This is a genomic window from Sphingomonas liriopis (genome assembly GCF_024211255.1).
Classification (GTDB): domain Bacteria; phylum Pseudomonadota; class Alphaproteobacteria; order Sphingomonadales; family Sphingomonadaceae; genus Sphingomonas; species Sphingomonas liriopis.
Window position 1 is genome coordinate 132221 of record NZ_JAMLDY010000009.1, and the last position, 18024, is coordinate 150244.

The following is an 18024-nucleotide window of genomic DNA, read 5'->3' on the forward strand; positions in this document are numbered from 1 at the left end:
GGCCCCTGCGCGCGCCCGCGCAACGGTTCGCGTTCACCGCGGGTTTAAGCGTCGCCCGCTATCCGCGGCGGCCAAACCATCTTTCGGAGACGTCATGTTCCGTCGCTCGCTCAGCCTCCTGCCCCTTTTGCTGCTCGCCACGCCTGCGCTCGCAGCGGACAAGGTCGATCCCAAGATCAAGGCGGATTTCGACAAGACCGACACCAACCACGACGGTTTCCTGACCCGCGCCGAGGTCGACGCCCGCGTCGCGCGGATGGACGTCGGCAAGGCCAAGATGCCCGCGGGCAAGGCCAAGGCGATCGCCGGCGCCTGGTTCAATACCGCCGACGCCAACCATGACGGCAAGGTGTCGCCGGCGGAGATGCAGGGCCTCTTCCGCGCGCTCGCCTCGCGCTACGACACCAACCACGACGGCGTCATCAGCCTCGACGAACGCGCCGCCGCGCGCGCGGCGGTGTTGGGTGGAGCAGGGGCGGGGCCGGTGGGACGGTAAGGACAAGGCTTCCCCACCCCACCGTCACCCCGGACTTGTTCCGGGGTCCACCGGGCCGCGGGCGTATCGCTTCCCGCTTGAGCTGGTCACCTCGCCGCAGAGTGGACCCCGGAACAAGGGACCCCATCAAAGTAATACTTTGATGGGACCCAAGTCCGGGGTGACGAAGGAAAATTGGAACGCGCTTGGGCCATTCGCGCCCAACGAACAGGCCTACACCCCCCGCAACGCCCGCTCGCCCTCGATCATGTAATCGCGCGTGATCGGCAGTTCGGCACGGCTGCGGCTGAACTGGATCTGGAAATTGACCAGTCCGCCATGCTCGAACGCCTGCGCCGCGCCGGCGAGGTAGAAGGTCCACATCCGGTAGAAGCGTTCGTCGTACAGCGCGACGATCGCGTCCTTCGCCGCCAGGGTCCGCCGATACCATTCGTGCAGCGTATAGGCGTAGTGCAGCCGCAGCACCTCGACGTCGGTGAGGAACAGCTTCAGTCCCTCGAACGCCGCGATCGTCTCCGACAGCGCGGGATTGTAGCCGCCGGGGAAGATGTATTTGGTCGTCCAGTCGTCGGTGACGCTCGGCGGGCCGAGCCGCCCGATCGTATGGATCAGCGCGACGCCGTCGGGGGTCAGCAGGTCGCGGCACTTGCGGAAATAGGTGCGGTATTGCGGCGGGCCGACATGCTCGAACATGCCGACCGATACGATGCGGTCGAATTGCCCCTCGACACGGCGATAGTCGATCAGCTCGAACCTGACCTTATCGGCGACGCCCGCCGCGGCGGCCCGCTCGCGCGCGATCTTCAGCTGTTCCTCGGACAGCGTGACGCCGAGCACCTCCACGCCGAAATGCTTGTTGAGGTACAGCGCCATGCCGCCCCAGCCGCAGCCGATGTCGAGCACGCGCATCCCCGGCCGGATCGCCAGCTTCGCGGCGATATGCGCCAGCTTGTCGTCCTGCGCCTGTTCGAGGGTATTGCCGGGATCGGTGTAATAGGCGCAGCTATACTGTTTGTCGGCGTCGAGGAACAGATCGTAGAGCCGCGCCGACAGGTCGTAATGGTGCGCGACGTTCTGCTTCGATCGCCGCTCCATGTTGATCCGGTCGAGCCGGTGCTTGACCGCACCGATGCCGCGGACGAGCGCGGAGGGCTGGAGCGCCTGCTGCCCGTTCTCCCAAGCGTCGTTGCGCTTCATCAGCGTGACGAGGCCCATGATGTCGTCGCCATCGACGGTCAGCCGCCCGTCCATGTACAGCTCGCCCGCCGCCAGCGCCGGGTTGCGGACGATGCGCGCCGCGACGCCGCGGTCGGCAAAGCGGATGGTGATATGGCCGTATTCGGCATCGGGGGTGCCGAAGGTCGTGGGCGGCTTGCCGGGGCGGTGGAGGGTCAATTGGCCACGCGTCACGGCGCGGCTGAGGAACATGTCGATCAGCGCCATGTGCGCTGCATAATCCGCTAGATGCCGGCATACCAATCGTAATCGACATTGTCCTCCCAATAGCCGCCCTTACCCTTGCCGATGCCGTCCAGGCTGGCGACCGCGTCGATGCCGGTCACGTATTTGGCGTGCTTGTAGCCCAATTGCCGCTCGACGCGCAGGCGGACGGGCGCGCCGTGCGGCACGGTCAGCCGCGCGCCGTTCATCTTCAATGCCAGGATCGTCTGCGGGTGAAAGGCGTCGATCGTGTCGATCGATTCGTAATAGGGCTGGCCGTTGTACAGATCGGCGCAGGTGAACACGACGTAGCGCGCGCTGCCCCGCATCCCCGCCGCCTTCAGCACCGTGCCCAGCATCGGCCCCTGCCACTGGCCGATCGCGCTCCACCCCTCGACGCAATCGTGGCGGGTGATCTGCGACCGCGCCGGCATCGACGCGAGCTGGTCGAGGGAAAGCGACAGCGGCCGGTCGACCAGCCCGCCGATGCGCAGGCGGTAATCGGCGAACCCGTTCGCGACCATCGCCGCATAGCCGGGCGTGCCGGGATCGCGCGTGCCGTTCGCGCGGAACACCGGCGACATCTGTTCGCGGGTGAATTCGGGTGCCAGCGCCGCGCGGTCCATCAGCGCGCGCTGCAGCCCGCGGTGCATGTCCTCGCCCGAAAACAGGATCCTGCGCGCCTGCGGGATGGCCGCGACCTTGTCGCACCCGGCGAGCAGCAGGCCGGCACCGCCGACGATCAGGTTGCGTCGCGCAACTATCATGACCGCGGCACCTTCCACTTGCCCGACAGCATCGAGCGCAATTCGTTGCCGGCGCCCGCCAGGATGACGAGCGCGATATGGATGACGATGAAGCCGCCGATCAGCGCGGCGGTGACGAAATGGATCGAGCGCGCCGACTGCCGCCCGCCGAACACCTCCAGCAGCCACGGCCACGCCGCGTTCATGCCGGGCGACAGCGCGAGGCCGGTCAGGATCATCGCCGGCAATGCGACGAAGATCGTCAGGATATAGCTCCATTTCTGCAACGAATTGTACGCCCCCGGATCGTTCGCGTCGTGGAATCGGAAGTTCCAGTGATCGCGCACGTCCTGCGCCAGATGCGTGGGGCTGACGTCGGCGCGACGCAGCCGCAGCCGCGTCGCGAAATGGCGGTTGAGCAGGCTGACGATCATATAGCCCAGCAGACCGAAGGCGAAGACGAGCGCGAACAGCAGGTGCCAGCGCCGCGAGATCGCGAGATTGTAGCTCGCCGGTATGGTGATCCACGCCGGAAAGCGCGGCAGCTGCGCCCAGGCATGGTCGAAGTTCGCGCCATAGCGCCCCCAGTACAACCGCGGATGCGCGTTGGAGATGCCGAGCCCGCTGCCCAGCAGCACGAACACCGCCACCGCATTCACCCAATGCCACAGCCGCGTCGCGAGCCGGTGGCGGCGGATGACCGGATCGGAAACGCTTGGGTCCATGTCGCGTCTGTAGCAGTTAAGCGGCCATGACCGCATCGCATTTCTACGAACCCGCCGCCGGCCACCGCTTGCCCCACGACCCCCTCAACGCGATCGTCGCGCCGCGGCCGATCGGCTGGATCGGCAGCGTATCAGGCAACGGCGTGCGCAATCTCGCGCCCTACAGCTTCTTCAACCTCGTCAACTACACCCCGCCGCTGATCGCCTTTTCGTCGATGGGGTGGAAGGACAGCGTCGCCAACATCGCGGAGACGGGCGAGTTCGTCTGGAACCTCGCCACCCGCGACCTCGCCGAGGCGATGAACGCGACCTCCGCCAGCGTCGCCGCCGACGTCGACGAATATGCGCTGGCGGGAATCGACACCTTGCCGTCGCGCCTCGTCGCGCCGCCGCGCGTGGCGGCGAGCCCGGTGAGCTTCGAGTGCAAGCTGACCCGGATCGTCCGCCTCACCGACCGTCACGGCGCCGAACTCGACCAGTATCTGGTGATCGGCGAGGCGATCGGCATCCACATCGATCCGGCGATGCTGGAGGACGGTGTCTACCAGACCGCCCGCGCGCGCCCGATCCTGCGCGGCGGCGGCCCGGCGGACTATTTCGCCGTCGAGGAAGAGCAGCTGTTCCGCATGCGCCGTCCGCAATAGTCCCCCGGAGAGATGGCCGGGCTTCCCATCGGCGCGCCCGCGCCCTAGTCGTTGGGCTAACGACGGGGAGAGCGGCATGGCGAAGGGCGAACGGCGGGAACCGTCCCACACGCTGATCGCCCGCGATCTCGGCATCGCCATCGTCACCGGCCGCCATCCGCCGGGCAGCGTCATCCCCGGCGAGATCGACATCGCGGCCACCCGCGGCGTGTCGCGCAGCGTGGTGCGCGAGGCGCTGCGCATGCTGTCCGCCAAGGGGCTGGTCGAAAGCCGCCCCAAATCGGGGACGCGGGTGCGCGAGCGCGCACAGTGGAATCTGCTCGATCCCGACCTGCTCGCCTGGATGTTCGAGGGCGAAGCGCCCGCCTCCTTCGTGCGCAGCCTGTTCCAGCTGCGCATGATCGTCGAACCCGCCGCGGCGGAGATGGCGGCGGCGCTGCGCAGCGCCGACCAGCTGTTGCGGATGAACGCCGCGCTCGACGCGATGCAAGCGCACGGCCTCGACACCGCCGACGGACAGGCGGCGGATCAGGCGTTCCACAACACGATCCTCGAAGCGACCAACAACGAACTGCTCGTCAGCCTGTCGGGCAGCATCGGCGCGGCGGTACGCTGGACGACGATCTTCAAGTTCCGCGGTCGCGCCCGACCGCGCGATCCGATGCCGCAACACCGCCACCTGTACGACGCCATCGCCGGCCAGGATTCCGCCGCCGCGCGCGATGCGACGATCGTGCTGCTGCAACAGGCGCACGAGGATACCGAGCGGCTGCTGAAAGGCTAAGGCACCCGCGTTCAGAAGATTCCGAGGAACTTCTTGCGCTGTTCCTTCTTTTCGCCGCCGCTCGCCTTGCCGTCCTCTTCCTTCGCGGTCGTGCCGCGGCCGACGTCATCTCGGGGCGCGCCCTTGGTCGTGCGCTGCGCCTTGGCGGTGGCGCCGGCGAGCACCGGGCCGCACGCCGCCGACTTGGCATCGCCGACATCGACGAAGGCGAGTATGCCCGCGATCGGCGTGCCCACGATCGCAAGGCCCAGCCCCGCACCGGCGCGCGCGAGCAGCTGGTCGCTGACGACGTTCAGCTTGGGCGCCGCGAAATACCCGCCGATCCCCACCGGCGACTGGCCGGAGAACAGGCTGAACTTCTTGCCGTCGGCGCGGAAGGCGAGGTCGACACCCTCGCTACGGAAGCTGAAGCCGCCGCGCCCGACGATGACGTTCTTGGTCGTGTCGATCAGGATCGGGTCCGCGGCGGCGACGCCGTTGCGGACGGTGAAACCGATCAGCCCGCAATTGACCTCGACCGGCTTCTTCAACTTGTCCTCGAACATCTTCTGCACGAACGTGCCGAGGTCGAGCTCGGACAATTGGACGTTGCGCGTCCACAATTGCCCCTGCGGCATGACGAAGGCGATGCGCCCGCCCGCGGTGCTCAGCGAATCGTGGATCGTGTCGCCGCGCCCCTTCAGCTGGATGCGCCCGCGGATCGTGCCGGTCGTCCCCGATTCGGCGACACCATAGCCGGCGAGCAGCCGTCCCATCGGCGTCGGCGCGAGGCGGATGTCGTAGCTGGCGGCACTGGGGCGCTGCCGCGTGTCGAAGACGACATCGCTCGCGACATTGCCGCGCGCCATCGCGAAGGTGAGCGGCGACAGCGCCAGCCGGCCATGGTCCAGCGCCAGCGTCACGTCGACGTCGCTGATCGGCACGTTGCGCGACCGCACCACGCCGACCGTCCATTTGAGGTTCGCGTCGAAGCGCTGCATCGTCGCAATCGGCAGCGCGGCGTCGGGCAGCAGCCGCTGCGGCGCGGCGCCGGTCGCGGCGGCGGCGGCGACCGCGCCCTTGGCGGCGACGATATCGGGATTGTAGCCGATGAACGGCGCGGCATCGATGATGTCGAGGCTCTTCGTCGCCAGCACCGAATCGAGGTGCAGCCGCTCGCCGTTGGTGATCGTCAGCGTGCCGGCGAGGTCGGTCGCGCCCGCCACCCCGCGCAAGTGCGTGAAGCGATAGCGCTCGCCATCCTTCACCATCTGCCCGCGCAGGCGATAGGTGCGCGTATTGGGCAGCGCGACGCCGATGATGCCGAGCAGTTCGGCCATGTTGCGCCCGCGCGCCGCGACCTGCAGCGGCACGCGCTCGATATCGGCGATCGACGGCAGCGTGCCGGCGACGTCGATGACGTTGTGTACCGCGCGCATCCGCGCGACGAGCTGATTCTGCCCGCGGTTGGCGGTCGCATCGGGGGTCAGCAGCCGCGCGGTGACGGTGAAGGGCGCGCTGCGCACCCGGCCCGTGCCGGTCAGCCCGACCGCCTTGCCGATCCGCGCGTCGGTCGAGCGGATGTCGTCGATCTTGAGGTCGGCGAGCAATTGCATCCGAGGGTCGAGGTAGCGCACGGTGGTGCCGCGCACGGTCGCGACGTCGATGCGCGGGAATTCCAGCGGCTTGCCGCCCTTCTTGTTGCTGAACGTCCAGCTGTTGGTGGTATGCGCCGTGTTCCACTCCAGATCGACCGCGCCATCGACGAGGTCGAGCCAGTAGAGCCGCCGCTTGCCCCAGATCAGCGACAGCGGCGCGATGCGCGTGTCGATTCGCTCCGCCTGGAACAGATACGGCTTGGTCGCCCAGGCCGGGTTGGCGATCGTCATCTTCTCGGCGACGAACTTGATTCGCAGCGGCGCGAAATACAGCTGGAAATCGCCCGCCACGGTGACCGGCCGGTGCGTCTGCCCGCCGACGAATCGCTCGAAGGGATGTTTGAGGAAGCGGCCCTTGGTGATGTAGAGCACCAGCCAGATCGCGACGATCAGTCCGACGAGGCCCAGCAGCACGTTGCGCGCGATACGCCACGCCCGGCGACGGCGGATCGGCGCGGCGGGTGAGGCGGGCGGCGCGGGCGCGGTCTCCGGGGTGGTCGTCGTCGGCGTGTCCATGGGGCGATGAAGCGCATGCGCCTCGTTCCGGTTCCGCATCGGTTGCGTTTCGCGTGGCGGTTCGCTAAGGGGCCCGCTTCCCGAGCGAGGCGCTACAGGACTGCCCGGCCATCAAGGGCTGCCGCGGCTGTCCATGCCTTCTCACAGCGAAAGGACCAAAATGCCCAAGCTCAAGACGAAAAGCGGCGTCAAGAAGCGCTTCAAGCTCACCGCCAGTGGATTGCTGAAGCACGGCGTCGCCGGCAAGCGCCACCGCCTGATCTCCCACAACTCCAAGTACATCCGCCAGAACCGCGGCACCAAGGTGCTGTCGAAGGCCGACACCGCGACGGTGAAGGCCTGGGCGCCGTACGGCCTCAAGTAAGGACATCAGGACATGGCACGCGTCAAACGGGGTGTAACCACCCGCGCCAAGCACAAGCGGATCCTCGAACAGGCGAAGGGCTATTACGGCCGCCGCAAGAACACGATCCGCATCGCCCGCCAGGCCGTCGAAAAGGCCGGCCAGTATGCGTATCGCGACCGCAAGGTAAAGAAGCGGACCTTCCGCGGCCTGTGGATCCAGCGTATCAACGCCGGCGTCCGCGCCGAGGGCCTGACCTATTCGCAGTTCATGCACGGCCTGAAGCTCGCCGGCGTCCAGCTCGACCGCAAGGTCCTCGCCGACATCGCGATGCACGAAGGCGCCGCGTTCAGCGCGATCATCGCGCAGGCGAAGGCGGCGCTGCCCCAGGCCGCGTAAGCGACCGGACGCATGTGACGGAAAGGGGCGTCGGTGGGCAACCACCGGCGCCTTTTTCGTGTGTGGGGCGGGCACGTTCCCCCTCTCTCGTCATCCCGGCGAACGCCGGGACCCATGGACACGACCGGCCCGCGGTGGCGTGCTCCGCCTGCCAAACGATCGCATCGGCACGCCGGCTGGTCGGCCAGCGATGACCTGCTACCATCGGCGTATCGTATCCATGGGTCCCGGCGTTCCCCGGGATGACGAAAGAGGGGCAGTACCAAATGCGCGATATCTTCCAGCCCTGCCTCTACATCCTCGCCAGCCGCCGCCACGGTACGCTCTACATCGGCGTCACCTCCAACCTTCTCGTGCGTGTCATGCAGCATCGTGAGGGGTTGATCCCCGGCTTCACCAAGGCATACGGCGTGCGCAGTCTCGTCTGGTACGAGGTGCACGACACGATGGAGGCCGCTATCGTCCGTGAGAAGCGGCTGAAGGACTGGCGGCGCGCGTGGAAGATCGATCTGATCGAAACGCAGAACGAAGACTGGGCCGACCTTGCCGTCGGATTGGGACTGCCCCGCCTGTGAAAGAGAGCGATACGTGAGCGAAGACCTCGATACCCTGCGCGACCATCTGCTGACCGCCATTCCCGCCGCGGCGAGCCCCGAGGCGCTCGAGGCGCTGCGCGTCGAGGCGCTCGGCAAGCAGGGCAGCGTCACGCAGTTGCTCAAGACATTGGGCAAGATGACCCCCGAACAGCGCCAGTCGGACGGCCCGCGCATCAACGGCCTGCGCGAGGCGGTCGCCGACGCCATTGCCACCCGCAAGGCGAGCCTCGACCGCGCCGCGCTCGACGCGCGGCTCGCGAGCGAGACGCTCGACATGACGCTGCCCGCTGAGGCGCCGCTCGCCGGCACCGTCCATCCGGTCAGCCAGGTGATGGACGAACTCGCCGAGATCTTCGCCGACCTGGGTTTCGCGGTCGCGACGGGGCCGGAGATCGAGACCGACTGGCACAATTTCACCGCGCTCAACATCCCGGAGACGCATCCGGCGCGCGCGATGCACGACACCTTCTACCTGCAACAGGGTCTCGATGCGAAGGCCGGGGGCACGTTCGACGAGCGCGCCACCTTCTCGCTGCTGCGCACGCATACCTCGCCGGTGCAGATCCGCACGATGCTGCAGCAGCAACCGCCGATCCGCATCATCGCGCCCGGCCGCACCTATCGTTCGGACAGCGACGCGACGCATACGCCGATGTTCCATCAGGTCGAGGGGCTGGTGATCGACAAGGGGATCACGCTCGGCCACCTCAAATGGACGCTGGAGACGTTCCTGAAGGCGTTCTTCGAGCGCGACGACATCGTCCTGCGCCTGCGCCCGAGCTATTTCCCCTTCACCGAACCCTCGGCGGAGGTCGACGTCGGTTACACGATCGAGAAGGGCAAGCGCGTCATCGGCGGGTCAGGCGGCGGCTGGATGGAGGTGCTCGGCTCCGGCATGGTCCACCCGAAGGTCATCGCGGCGTGCGGTCTCGATCCCGAGGAATGGCAGGGTTTCGCCTTCGGCTGCGGCATCGATCGCCTCGCGATGCTCAAATACGGCATGGACGACCTGCGCCCGTTCTTCGACGGCGATATCCGCTGGTTGAAGCATTACGGCTTCTCGGCGTTGGACGTCCCGACGCTGTCGGGCGGGGTCGGCGCAGGCGCGTGATCCCGCCCCCCATCCGTCATCCCGGCGAACGCCGGGACCCACGGATAGGATGAGCATGATGGCGGGTGCAGGCGGACGTCACGAACCGCCCGCATCCATGGGTCCCGGCGTTCGCCGGGATGACGAAGGTCTGGAATCGCTATGAAGTTCACTTTGTCCTGGCTCCGCGAGCACCTCGACACCGACGCGGACCTCGACGTCATCGTCGAGACGCTGACCCGCATCGGGCTGGAGGTGGAGGGCGTCCACAATCCCGGCGATGCGCTGAAGGCGTTCCGCGTCGCCGAGGTGCTCACCGCCGAACGCCATCCGCAGGCGGACAAGCTGCAGGTCCTCTCCGTCGATGCCGGCGACGGGGCGCTGCAGGTCGTCTGCGGTGCGCCCAATGCGCGCGCGGGGCTGATCGGCGTGTTCGGGCCGCCGGGTGCCTACGTCCCCGGCCTCGACGTGACACTCAAGGTCGCCGCGATCCGCGGTGTCGAATCGAACGGCATGATGTGCTCGACGCGCGAGCTCGAACTCGGCGAGGATCACGACGGGATCATCGAACTGCCCGCCGATGCGCCGGTCGGCACGCCCTTCCCGGACTATGCCGGGCTCAACGACGCGGTGATCGACATCAGCGTCACCCCCAACCGCCAGGACTGCATGGGCGTCCGCGGCATCGCCCGCGACCTCGCCGCGGCGGGGCTGGGGACGTTGAAGCCGCTCACGGTACCCAGGTCCCCCGTTCGCCCTGAGCCTGTCGAAGGGCACCTCTCCACAAGCGTCACGCCTGCGGAGAGAGGGGCTTCGACAAGCTCAGCCCGAACGGATGTGGTACCGGTTGAAGCCCCCGACGTCCGCACCGACGACCCCGCCGGCTGCCCCGCCTTCTACGCGCAGAACGTCAGCGGCGTCGCCAACGGCGAATCGCCCGAATGGCTCCGCCGCCGCCTGACCGCGATCGGGCAGAAGCCGATCAGCGCGCTGGTCGACATCACCAATTACGTCTCGATCGACCTCGGGCGCCCCTTGCACGTCTACGACCGCGCCACGCTGTCTGGCGGCCTCGTCGCCCGCAAGGCTGAGGACGGCGAACAGGTCCTCGCGCTCAACGGCAAGACCTACACGCTCGACGCGACGATGACCGTCATCGCCGACGATGCACAGGTTCACGACATCGCCGGCATCATGGGCGGCGAGCATTCCGGCGTCTCGGCGGACACCACCGACGTGCTGATCGAATGCGCCTATTTCGATCCCGACCATATCGCGCGCACCGGCCAGAAGCTGCTGCTGACCAGCGACGCGCGCCAGCGGTTCGAGCGCGGCGTCGATCCCGCCTTCCTCGACGACGGCCTCGCCATCGCGACGCGGCTGGTGCTCGACCTGTGCGGTGGCACGCCCTCGCCGGTCACCCGCGCCGGCGAACCGCCGCTGGCGCCGCGCGTCCACGCCTACGACCCTGCCAAGGCGGAGACGCTGGGCGGCCTCGCCGTCCCCGCCGACCGCCAGCGCGCGATCCTGGAGTCGCTTGGCTTCGTGGTCGGCGATGACTGGCAGGTCACCGTGCCGACGTGGCGCCGCGACGTGGACGGTGCCGCCGACCTCGTCGAGGAGGTGATCCGCATCGAGGGGATCGACAAGGTCGCGCCCGTGCCGTTGCCGCGCACCCCCGGCGTGGCCAAGCCGACCGCCACCCCCGAACAGAAGCTCGAACGCCGCGTCCGCCGCGCCGCCGCCGCGCGTGGCCTCGACGAGGCGGTGACGTGGAGCTTCCTGTCGGAGGCGCAGGCGGCGCCCTTCGGCGGCGGCGCGTGGAGCCTCGCCAACCCGATCAGCGAGGACCTGAAGGTCATGCGCCCCTCGCTGCTCCCCGGCCTGCTCTCGGCGACCGCGCGCAACCTCAAGCGCGGCGTCACCGCGGTGCGGCTGTTCGAAGTCGGCCGCCGCTACCTCGCCGAGGCGGAGCGGCCGACGGTCGGCGTCGTCCTCGCCGGCAACCGCCGCGAGCGCGGCTGGCGCGAGGGCAAGGGCGCCGGCTTCGACGCCTACGACGCCAAGGCCGAGGCGCTGGCGCTGCTCGCCGCCGCGGGTGCGCCGGTCGACAACCTCCAAGTGATGGGCGAGGCGGGAGACGCCTGGCATCCCGGGCAGAGCGGTACGCTGCGCCTCGGCTCCAAGACGGTGCTCGCGCGCTTCGGCATGCTGCACCCCAGCCTGCTCAAGGCGTTCGACCTCGACGGCGCGGTCGCCGCGGTGGAGGTCTACCTCGACGCGCTGCCCGCCAGGCGTGCCTCGGGCTTCATGCGCCCGGCGTTCGCGCCGCCCGCGCTGCAATCGGTGCGCCGCGACTTCGCCTTCCTCGTCCCCGCGGGCGTCAGCGCCGACGCGCTGGTCCGCGCGGTGCGCGGCGCGGACAAGGCTGCGATCGTCGCCGCGCGCGTGTTCGACGTCTTCACCGGCGTCGGCGTCGAGGACGGCCACGCCTCGGTCGCGGTCGAGGTGACGCTGCAGCCGATCGACAAGAGCTTCACCGATGCGGATCTGAAGGCGCTCGCCGACAAGGTCGTCGCGGCGGCGGCGAAGCAGGGCGCGAGCCTGCGGGGGTAGGGCACGCCAAACAACCGTCATCCCAGCGCAAGCTGGGATCTCCCCGTTGGCGGGTGTATCGCTCTCCACACGGAGACCCCAGCGTACGCTGGGGTGACGATGTCTAGGATTAGCCCTCCCCGGCGGGGAGGGTCAGCCCTCACACCTTCGCGGAAAAGATCATCCGCCCGGACCCGAGCTGGTCGAACACGCGTGCGAGGTCGCTCTCGCCGACCGCGAAACAGCCCTGGCTGCGCCCCAGCATGCCGTGCGTGCGCAGCATGTCGCGGTTCGCATACCAGGCCGAATGCACCACGATCGCCCGCGCCAGCGCATTGTCGTTGGTCGGATCGAGCCCGATCAGCCGCTGCGAGCGGCCATGCTTGCCGACGTAATAGTCCGCGGTGACGAACGCACCCTGCGAGGTGGCGTTGGAATTGGGCTCGTTGGAAAACCGCTTGAGGAAACCGGTATGCGCCGGGTCCGAGCCGCTGCCATGCGCGACGAGGAACGACTGGCTGCGCCCCGAGACGAGGTCGACGATGTGGAAACGCGCCTCCGACGAGGCGGCGGCCATGTCGGCGATCGCGATCCGGTCGCGGCGTGCGACGCGGCGGCCGTGCGTGTCGAGCGCGGCGAGCGCCTGGCGCATCAGGTCGGGACGCACGACGCGCGGCGAGGTCATCGGACGTGCCGCGACCATCGGCCGGGGGGCGGGCAACGGCGGCTCGCTGAGCGGACGCAGGTCGCGCTGCGTCAGCCGCCGCGTCGCCGCGGAGACGGTGCCGGGCATCGCCAGCGTCGCCGCCATCACCGCCGCATTCTTCAACAGGGCGCGCCGATCGCGCACGCTATCATGCTCGTTTTGCATCGAAATGTTTTAAGCCCCGGTTTGAACCCGCTGCTCATCATATAGCAGCTTCGGACTTAATTTTCTGCCACCCCGCGGCCCCGGTCGGCGTTCCGGTTGCACGGTTGGCCGCGGCTCCGGCTCGATTTGTCCCGAATCATCCGCGGCACCAGCGGCGGAGTCGCGCGTTGTGACGGGTGAAGGGGGGCGGACGAGAAAGGGCAAGACCATGCAGCATTGGCTCATCCTGGCGGGCGCCGCGGTCCTCGCCATCGCGCCGGCCCCGGCCGTCGCCGCCGCGTCCGACGCGCTCGCCCCCGAAGTGACCACGCTGGCGCCCAACCGCTTCCTGTGGAACGACAGCGCGTCGCTGGAGCCGGTGAGCATCGTCATCTCGATCCCCGACCAGAAGGCCTATGTCTACCGCGGCGAGGTGCTTATCGCCGCCTCCACCGTCTCGACGGGCAAGGACGGCAAGGACACGCCGCTCGGGGTCTTTCCGATCCTGCAGAAGTCGGAAAAGCACAAGAGCAACCTGTACGACAGCGCGCCGATGCCGTTCATGCAGCGGCTGACCTGGGACGGCGTCGCGATCCACGCCGGCATGAACCCCGGCTTCCCCGCCTCGCACGGCTGCATCCGCGTGCCGACCGAATTCGCCAAGCGGCTGTTCGCGGTGACGACGCGTGGCACGCCGGTGCTCGTCACCGACGCCTCCGCCGCGGAGGGCTGGGTGCCGCCGACCCCGGAGGACGCGCGCGCGATGCAGCTCGAGACGGCGAGCGCCAATGCGATGCAGCTGGAAACGGCGTCGCGCTGATGCGCTTGCGATCGGATCGCAGGTGACGCAGGACACCGGCATGACCGACCTCGTCACCATCCATTCCGACCGCCTCAGCGCAGCGATCAACCCTTTGGGCGCGGAGCTGACGCATCTGCGCGACGCAGAGGGGCACGAGCTGATGACCAACGCCGATCCGGCGTTCTGGACCGGCCATGCGCCGATCCTGTTCCCGGTGGTCGGCATGCCGTTTCGCGAGACGATCCGCATCGACGGCCGCGCCTATCCGATGAAGAAGCATGGCTTCGCGCGCGGCTCGCTGTTCGAAGTCGTCGCGACGGCCGACGACAGCGTCACCTTCGCACTGACCGACAGCGAAGAGACCCGCGCGGCCTACCCCTTCGCCTTCCGCCTCGAGATCGCCTACCGGATCGAGGGCGCGACGCTGCACATAGCAGCGACGGTCGCCAACCCCGCTGATGTGGCCCTGCCGGCGAGCTTCGGCTTCCACCCCGCCTTCGCCTGGCCATTGCCCTATGGGCAGGACCGGGCCGTGCACCGCATCCGTTTCGACGCCGACGAACCCGCGGAATTGCGTACCATCGCCGCCGACGGCACGATCGCGGCGGCGCGCAAGCCCTCGCCGTTGCAGGGCCGCGAACTGCTCCTGCGCGACGACCTCTTCGCCACCGACGCGCTGGTGTGGGACGACGTCCGCTCCGATGCGGTCACCTATGGCGCGCCCGACGGCCCGCAATTGCACATCGCCTTTCCCGACACGCCGATGCTCGGCATCTGGACCAAGCCCGGCGCTGCCTATGTCTGCGTCGAACCCTGGCACGGCATCGCCGATCCCGAAGGCTATACCGGCGAGTTTCGCGACAAGCCCGGCGTGTTCGAAGTCGCGCCCGGCGGCGAGAAACGCATCGCGATGCGCGTGACGCTGGAGCAATAGGGCACCACCGCCCCATCCGTCATCCCGGCGAACGCCGGGACCCATGGCGGCAGTCAAGCCGATGACGACGCGCCGACGCCGATGGCGCGCTGTCCATGGGTCCCGGCGTTCGCCGGGATGACGAAGGGGAGCGGGGACGCCGCAACCCTCTGTCCTATCCGCCGCCGATCTGGCAAAGCGCCGCCATCCCTCATCGCGCTTGCCGCCGCAGGCCGCGCCATCCAGAGATTTGCCTTAGTGACCTCCCCCCGCCGCACCTTCGCGATCATCTCCCACCCCGACGCGGGCAAGACGACGCTGACCGAAAAGCTGCTCTATTTCGGCGGCGCGATCCATCTTGCCGGCGAAGTGAAGGCCCGTGGCCAGAACCGCCGCGCGCGGTCGGACTGGATGAAGATCGAGCAGCAGCGCGGCATTTCGGTCACCTCGTCGGTGATGACCTTCGAACGCGACGGCATCACCTTCAACCTGCTCGACACCCCGGGCCACGAGGACTTCAGCGAGGACACCTATCGCACGCTGACCGCGGTCGATTCGGCGGTGATGGTGATCGACGCCGCCAAGGGCATCGAGCCGCAGACGCGCAAATTGTTCGAGGTCTGCCGGCTGCGCTCCGTCCCGATCATCACCTTCGTCAATAAGGTCGATCGCGAAGGCCGCCCGATCTTCGAGCTGCTCGACGAGATCGCCGACATGCTGGCGCTCGACGTCGCGCCGATGAGCTGGCCGGTCGGCATGGGCGGCGAATTCGAGGGCGTGCTCGACCTCGTCACCAACACGATCAGCCGCCCCGAAGGCGACAGCCGCGCCTTCCTGGGCAAGACCGAGGCGGACCCCAAGCTGTCCGAACGCTGGGCGGAGGAGATCGAGCTGGCGCAGGCGGGCTACCCGGAGTTCGATGCCGAGGCCTATCGCAACGGCGATCTGACCCCGGTCTATTTCGGCTCTGCGCTCAAGGATTTCGGTGTTGCCGAGCTGATCGGCGCGCTTGCCGAACACGCCCCGCCGCCGCGCGCGCAGCCCGCCGAGCCGGCACCCGTCAGCCCCGACAATGACGAGGTCACCGGCTTCGTGTTCAAGGTGCAGGCGAACATGGACCCCAACCATCGCGACCGCATCGCCTTCATGCGATTGTGCTCGGGGACGTTCAAGCGCGGCATGAAGCTCACGCCGACGGGCCACGGCAAGCCGATCGCGGTCCATTCGCCGATCCTGTTCTTCGCGCAGAACCGCGAGCTCGCCGACGAGGCCTTCCCCGGCGACATCATCGGCATCCCCAACCACGGCACATTGCGCGTCGGCGATACCCTGTCGGAGCGCGCCGATGTGCGCTTCACCGGCCTGCCCAATTTCGCCCCCGAAATCCTGCGCCGCGTCCAGCTGAAGGACCCGACCAAGACCAAGCAGTTGCGGAAAGCGCTCGACGACATGGCCGAGGAGGGGGTGACGCAGGTCTTCTATCCCGAGATCGGCTCCAACTGGATCATCGGCGTCGTCGGACAGCTCCAGCTCGAAGTGCTGCTCAGCCGGCTCGACGCGGAATACAAGGTCGCGGCGGGGCTGGAGCCGGCGCCGTTCGAGACCGCGCGCTGGGTGTCGGCGGAGAACCCGTCCGACCTCAAGGACTTCATGGACCTCAACCGCTCGGCGATGGCCAAGGACCGCGACGGCAACCCCGTCTTCCTCGCCAAGAGCGCATGGGAGGTGAACTACATCGCCGACCGCTACAGCAAGGTGCGATTCGCCGCGACGCGCGAGCGATAGGACGACGAAGGGCGTAAGTCGTTGGACAGCAGGGTAAAAGTGCCGCCCCCTGTCCTACACCACAGTGGGTCGTTAGGCCTGTCCCCCCACACCCTTCGTCATCCCCGCGAAGGCGGGGATCCATACTGGCTGACCTGCAGGCTCCATCGCCAGCCGCAGTGATTATGGATTCCCGCCTCCGCGGGAATGACGGGGGAGGGCTCTTTCAACCGTTGGCATAATTTCGGAAACGATCGATCTGGATCGTTTTCCTCAAGGTGTCCAACTTGTCCAGGTTCATCCCACCCAGTCGCGCCGCAGCGGCTTGACCGCCAGCAGCATCAACCCCGCCGCGACCAGATAGAAACCCAGCGCATAGAGCGTCGCATAGCGCAGCGCGTCCGTCCCGTGCACCGCTGTCATCGCGTCGGACAGTCGCCCCATCACCAGCGACCCCAGCCCCAGCCCGATCAGGTTGTTGATGAACAGGAAGCTCGCCGAGGCGGTGGCGCGCATCGGTGGTGGCACCAGATGCTGGACCGCGGTGGTCACCGGCCCCAGCCACAGGATATTGAGCCCGTGCGGGATCAGGAACAGGAACCACGACCATGTCGGCGACCCGCTGGTGAGGCCGGCGGCGAACAGCGGCACGGTGACGAGCCAGGCGATCGCCGGCAGCTTGGCATAGACGCCGCGATCCGTGCCCCCTAGCCGGTCGGCGAGCCAGCCGCCCGCGAACACGCCGATCGTGCCGCCGATCAGCAGCAGCGACCCGATGTACTGCGACGCGGTCAGCAGCGTGAACCCGAACGACCGGATCAGCACCGACGGCACCCAGAAGGCGAGGCCATAGCCGCACAGCGAGCTGAACGCCGCGGCGAACGCCATCAGCCAGAAGCTCGGCTTGGCGGCGAGGATGGCGAACACCGCCGATACCTTCACCCGCTCGGCCCGCACCGCGGCGGGATCGAACGCACCGCGCACCGGCTCCCGGACGACCAGCCGGAAGAGGGGGGCGAGGACGATCCCGGCGATCCCGACGATGACGAACGCCCAGCGCCAGTCGACGCTGCTCGCCAGCAGGCCGCCGAGCAACGCCCCCGCCGCCAGTCCGATCGGAATGCCCAGCGAATAGATCGACAGCGCCCGCGCGCGCTGATGCGGCGGGAAATAGTCGGCGATCATCGCATAGGACGGCGCGACCCCGCCCGCCTCGCCGACGCCGACGCCCAGCCGGAACGCGAAGAACTGCCAGAAACCGGTGGCGAGCCCGCACAGCGCTGTGAAGCCGCTCCACACCGTCAGGCTGATCGTGATGACCCAGCTGCGGCTGGTCCGGTCGGCGACCAGCGCCAGCGGAATCGCCAGCGTCGAATAGAGCAGCGCAAAGGCGATCCCGCCGAGCGCCCCCAATTGCGTATCGGTAAGGTGTAGCTCCGCCTTGATCGGCGCGACGAGGATGCCGAGGATCTGCCGGTCGAGGAAGTTGAACGTGTAGACCAGCAACAGCATCGCAAGCACGAGCGCGCGATAGCGGGGGGTAGGGGGCACGGACGTCATCGTGCGGTGCTCATGCGCTCGTGTCCCACCCTGTCCCCACGCTTCCCGTCACCCCGGACTTGGTCCGGGGTCCACTCCGCGGCTTGGCGTGCGACCAGAGGCTCCAGCGTCGCGCTTGCGGCAG

The 18024-nt window shown here is 68.2% G+C and carries 17 protein-coding genes; 11 read left to right on the plus strand and 6 right to left on the minus strand.

The features are described from left to right. Positions 1-94 precede the first annotated feature (94 nt). The gene (locus tag M9979_RS09340) at positions 95-496 is read left to right on the plus strand and encodes an EF-hand domain-containing protein (RefSeq protein WP_254289078.1); all 402 of its coding nucleotides are present in this window, start codon (positions 95-97) and stop codon (positions 494-496) included. 213 nt (positions 497-709) lie between these two features. On the opposite strand, the gene M9979_RS09345 is transcribed toward M9979_RS09340, so the two are convergent. The 3 genes from M9979_RS09345 to M9979_RS09355 are packed head-to-tail and all read right to left on the minus strand — an operon-like array spanning position 710 to position 3407. Continuing rightward, the gene (locus tag M9979_RS09345; protein WP_254289079.1) at positions 710-1939 is read right to left on the minus strand and encodes an SAM-dependent methyltransferase; all 1230 of its coding nucleotides are present in this window, start codon (positions 1937-1939) and stop codon (positions 710-712) included. A 17-nt stretch (positions 1940-1956) separates the two neighbouring features. Continuing rightward, entirely contained in the window at positions 1957-2703 is a 747-nt protein-coding gene (locus M9979_RS09350) for a molybdopterin-dependent oxidoreductase (protein WP_254289080.1), read from the minus strand. Then, positions 2700-3407 (minus strand): cytochrome b/b6 domain-containing protein, encoded by a 708-nt coding sequence (locus tag M9979_RS09355; protein WP_254289081.1) that lies wholly within the window; start codon positions 3405-3407, stop codon positions 2700-2702. Before M9979_RS09355 ends, M9979_RS09350 begins: the two co-directional genes overlap by 4 nt. A gap of 26 nt (positions 3408-3433) precedes the next feature. Here M9979_RS09355 and M9979_RS09360 point away from each other — a divergent pair, with 26 nt between their 5' ends. Both M9979_RS09360 and M9979_RS09365 read left to right on the plus strand, forming a co-directional pair. Beyond that, positions 3434-4051, plus strand: a complete 618-nt coding sequence (locus M9979_RS09360) for a flavin reductase family protein (protein WP_254289082.1) — start codon at positions 3434-3436, stop codon at positions 4049-4051. Positions 4052-4127: 76 nt separating this feature from the next. Then, positions 4128-4835 (plus strand): FadR/GntR family transcriptional regulator, encoded by a 708-nt coding sequence (locus M9979_RS09365; protein ID WP_254289083.1) that lies wholly within the window; start codon positions 4128-4130, stop codon positions 4833-4835. Between the two features lie 11 nt (positions 4836-4846). Here the strand turns inward: M9979_RS09365 and M9979_RS09370 are convergent, their stop codons facing one another. Continuing rightward, on the minus strand, positions 4847-6988 hold the full coding sequence (locus tag M9979_RS09370; protein WP_254289084.1) for an AsmA family protein: 2142 nt from the start codon (positions 6986-6988) through the stop codon (positions 4847-4849). A 160-nt stretch (positions 6989-7148) separates the two neighbouring features. Between M9979_RS09370 and rpmI the strand changes: the two genes are divergently transcribed. The 5 genes from rpmI (at position 7149) to pheT (ending at position 12032) form a co-directional block, all read left to right on the plus strand. Further along, entirely contained in the window at positions 7149-7352 is a 204-nt protein-coding gene (gene rpmI, locus M9979_RS09375; protein WP_017977259.1) for a 50S ribosomal protein L35, read from the plus strand. Positions 7353-7364: 12 nt separating this feature from the next. Continuing rightward, positions 7365-7730, plus strand: coding sequence for a 50S ribosomal protein L20 (gene rplT, locus M9979_RS09380; protein ID WP_037532450.1), 366 nt, complete (start codon positions 7365-7367; stop codon positions 7728-7730). 266 nt (positions 7731-7996) lie between these two features. Continuing rightward, on the plus strand, positions 7997-8305 hold the full coding sequence (locus M9979_RS09385; protein WP_254289085.1) for a GIY-YIG nuclease family protein: 309 nt from the start codon (positions 7997-7999) through the stop codon (positions 8303-8305). Between the two features lie 13 nt (positions 8306-8318). Next, positions 8319-9437, plus strand: coding sequence for a phenylalanine--tRNA ligase subunit alpha (pheS, locus tag M9979_RS09390; protein ID WP_254289086.1), 1119 nt, complete (start codon positions 8319-8321; stop codon positions 9435-9437). Between the two features lie 141 nt (positions 9438-9578). Continuing rightward, complete coding sequence (gene pheT, locus M9979_RS09395; RefSeq protein ID WP_254289087.1) at positions 9579-12032, plus strand: phenylalanine--tRNA ligase subunit beta; 2454 nt, start codon at positions 9579-9581, stop codon at positions 12030-12032. A gap of 139 nt (positions 12033-12171) precedes the next feature. Here the strand turns inward: pheT and M9979_RS09400 are convergent, their stop codons facing one another. Next, positions 12172-12882: a murein L,D-transpeptidase catalytic domain family protein gene (locus tag M9979_RS09400; protein WP_254289088.1), complete on the minus strand. Its 711-nt coding sequence runs from the start codon at positions 12880-12882 to the stop codon at positions 12172-12174. 208 nt (positions 12883-13090) lie between these two features. Here M9979_RS09400 and M9979_RS09405 point away from each other — a divergent pair, with 208 nt between their 5' ends. From M9979_RS09405 to M9979_RS09415, 3 genes are all read left to right on the plus strand, one after another. Then, the gene (locus M9979_RS09405; protein ID WP_254289089.1) at positions 13091-13681 is read left to right on the plus strand and encodes a L,D-transpeptidase family protein; all 591 of its coding nucleotides are present in this window, start codon (positions 13091-13093) and stop codon (positions 13679-13681) included. Between the two features lie 40 nt (positions 13682-13721). Then, a complete protein-coding gene (locus tag M9979_RS09410) occupies positions 13722-14597 on the plus strand; it encodes an aldose 1-epimerase family protein (RefSeq protein ID WP_254289117.1) in 876 nt (291 codons plus the stop codon). A gap of 237 nt (positions 14598-14834) precedes the next feature. Continuing rightward, positions 14835-16361 (plus strand): peptide chain release factor 3, encoded by a 1527-nt coding sequence (locus M9979_RS09415; protein ID WP_254289090.1) that lies wholly within the window; start codon positions 14835-14837, stop codon positions 16359-16361. A 276-nt stretch (positions 16362-16637) separates the two neighbouring features. Here the strand turns inward: M9979_RS09415 and M9979_RS09420 are convergent, their stop codons facing one another. Then, positions 16638-17900 carry a spinster family MFS transporter gene (locus M9979_RS09420; RefSeq protein WP_254289091.1) on the minus strand — a complete coding sequence of 421 codons (1263 nt, stop codon included), beginning with the start codon at positions 17898-17900 and terminating at the stop codon, positions 16638-16640. Positions 17901-18024 lie beyond the last annotated feature (124 nt).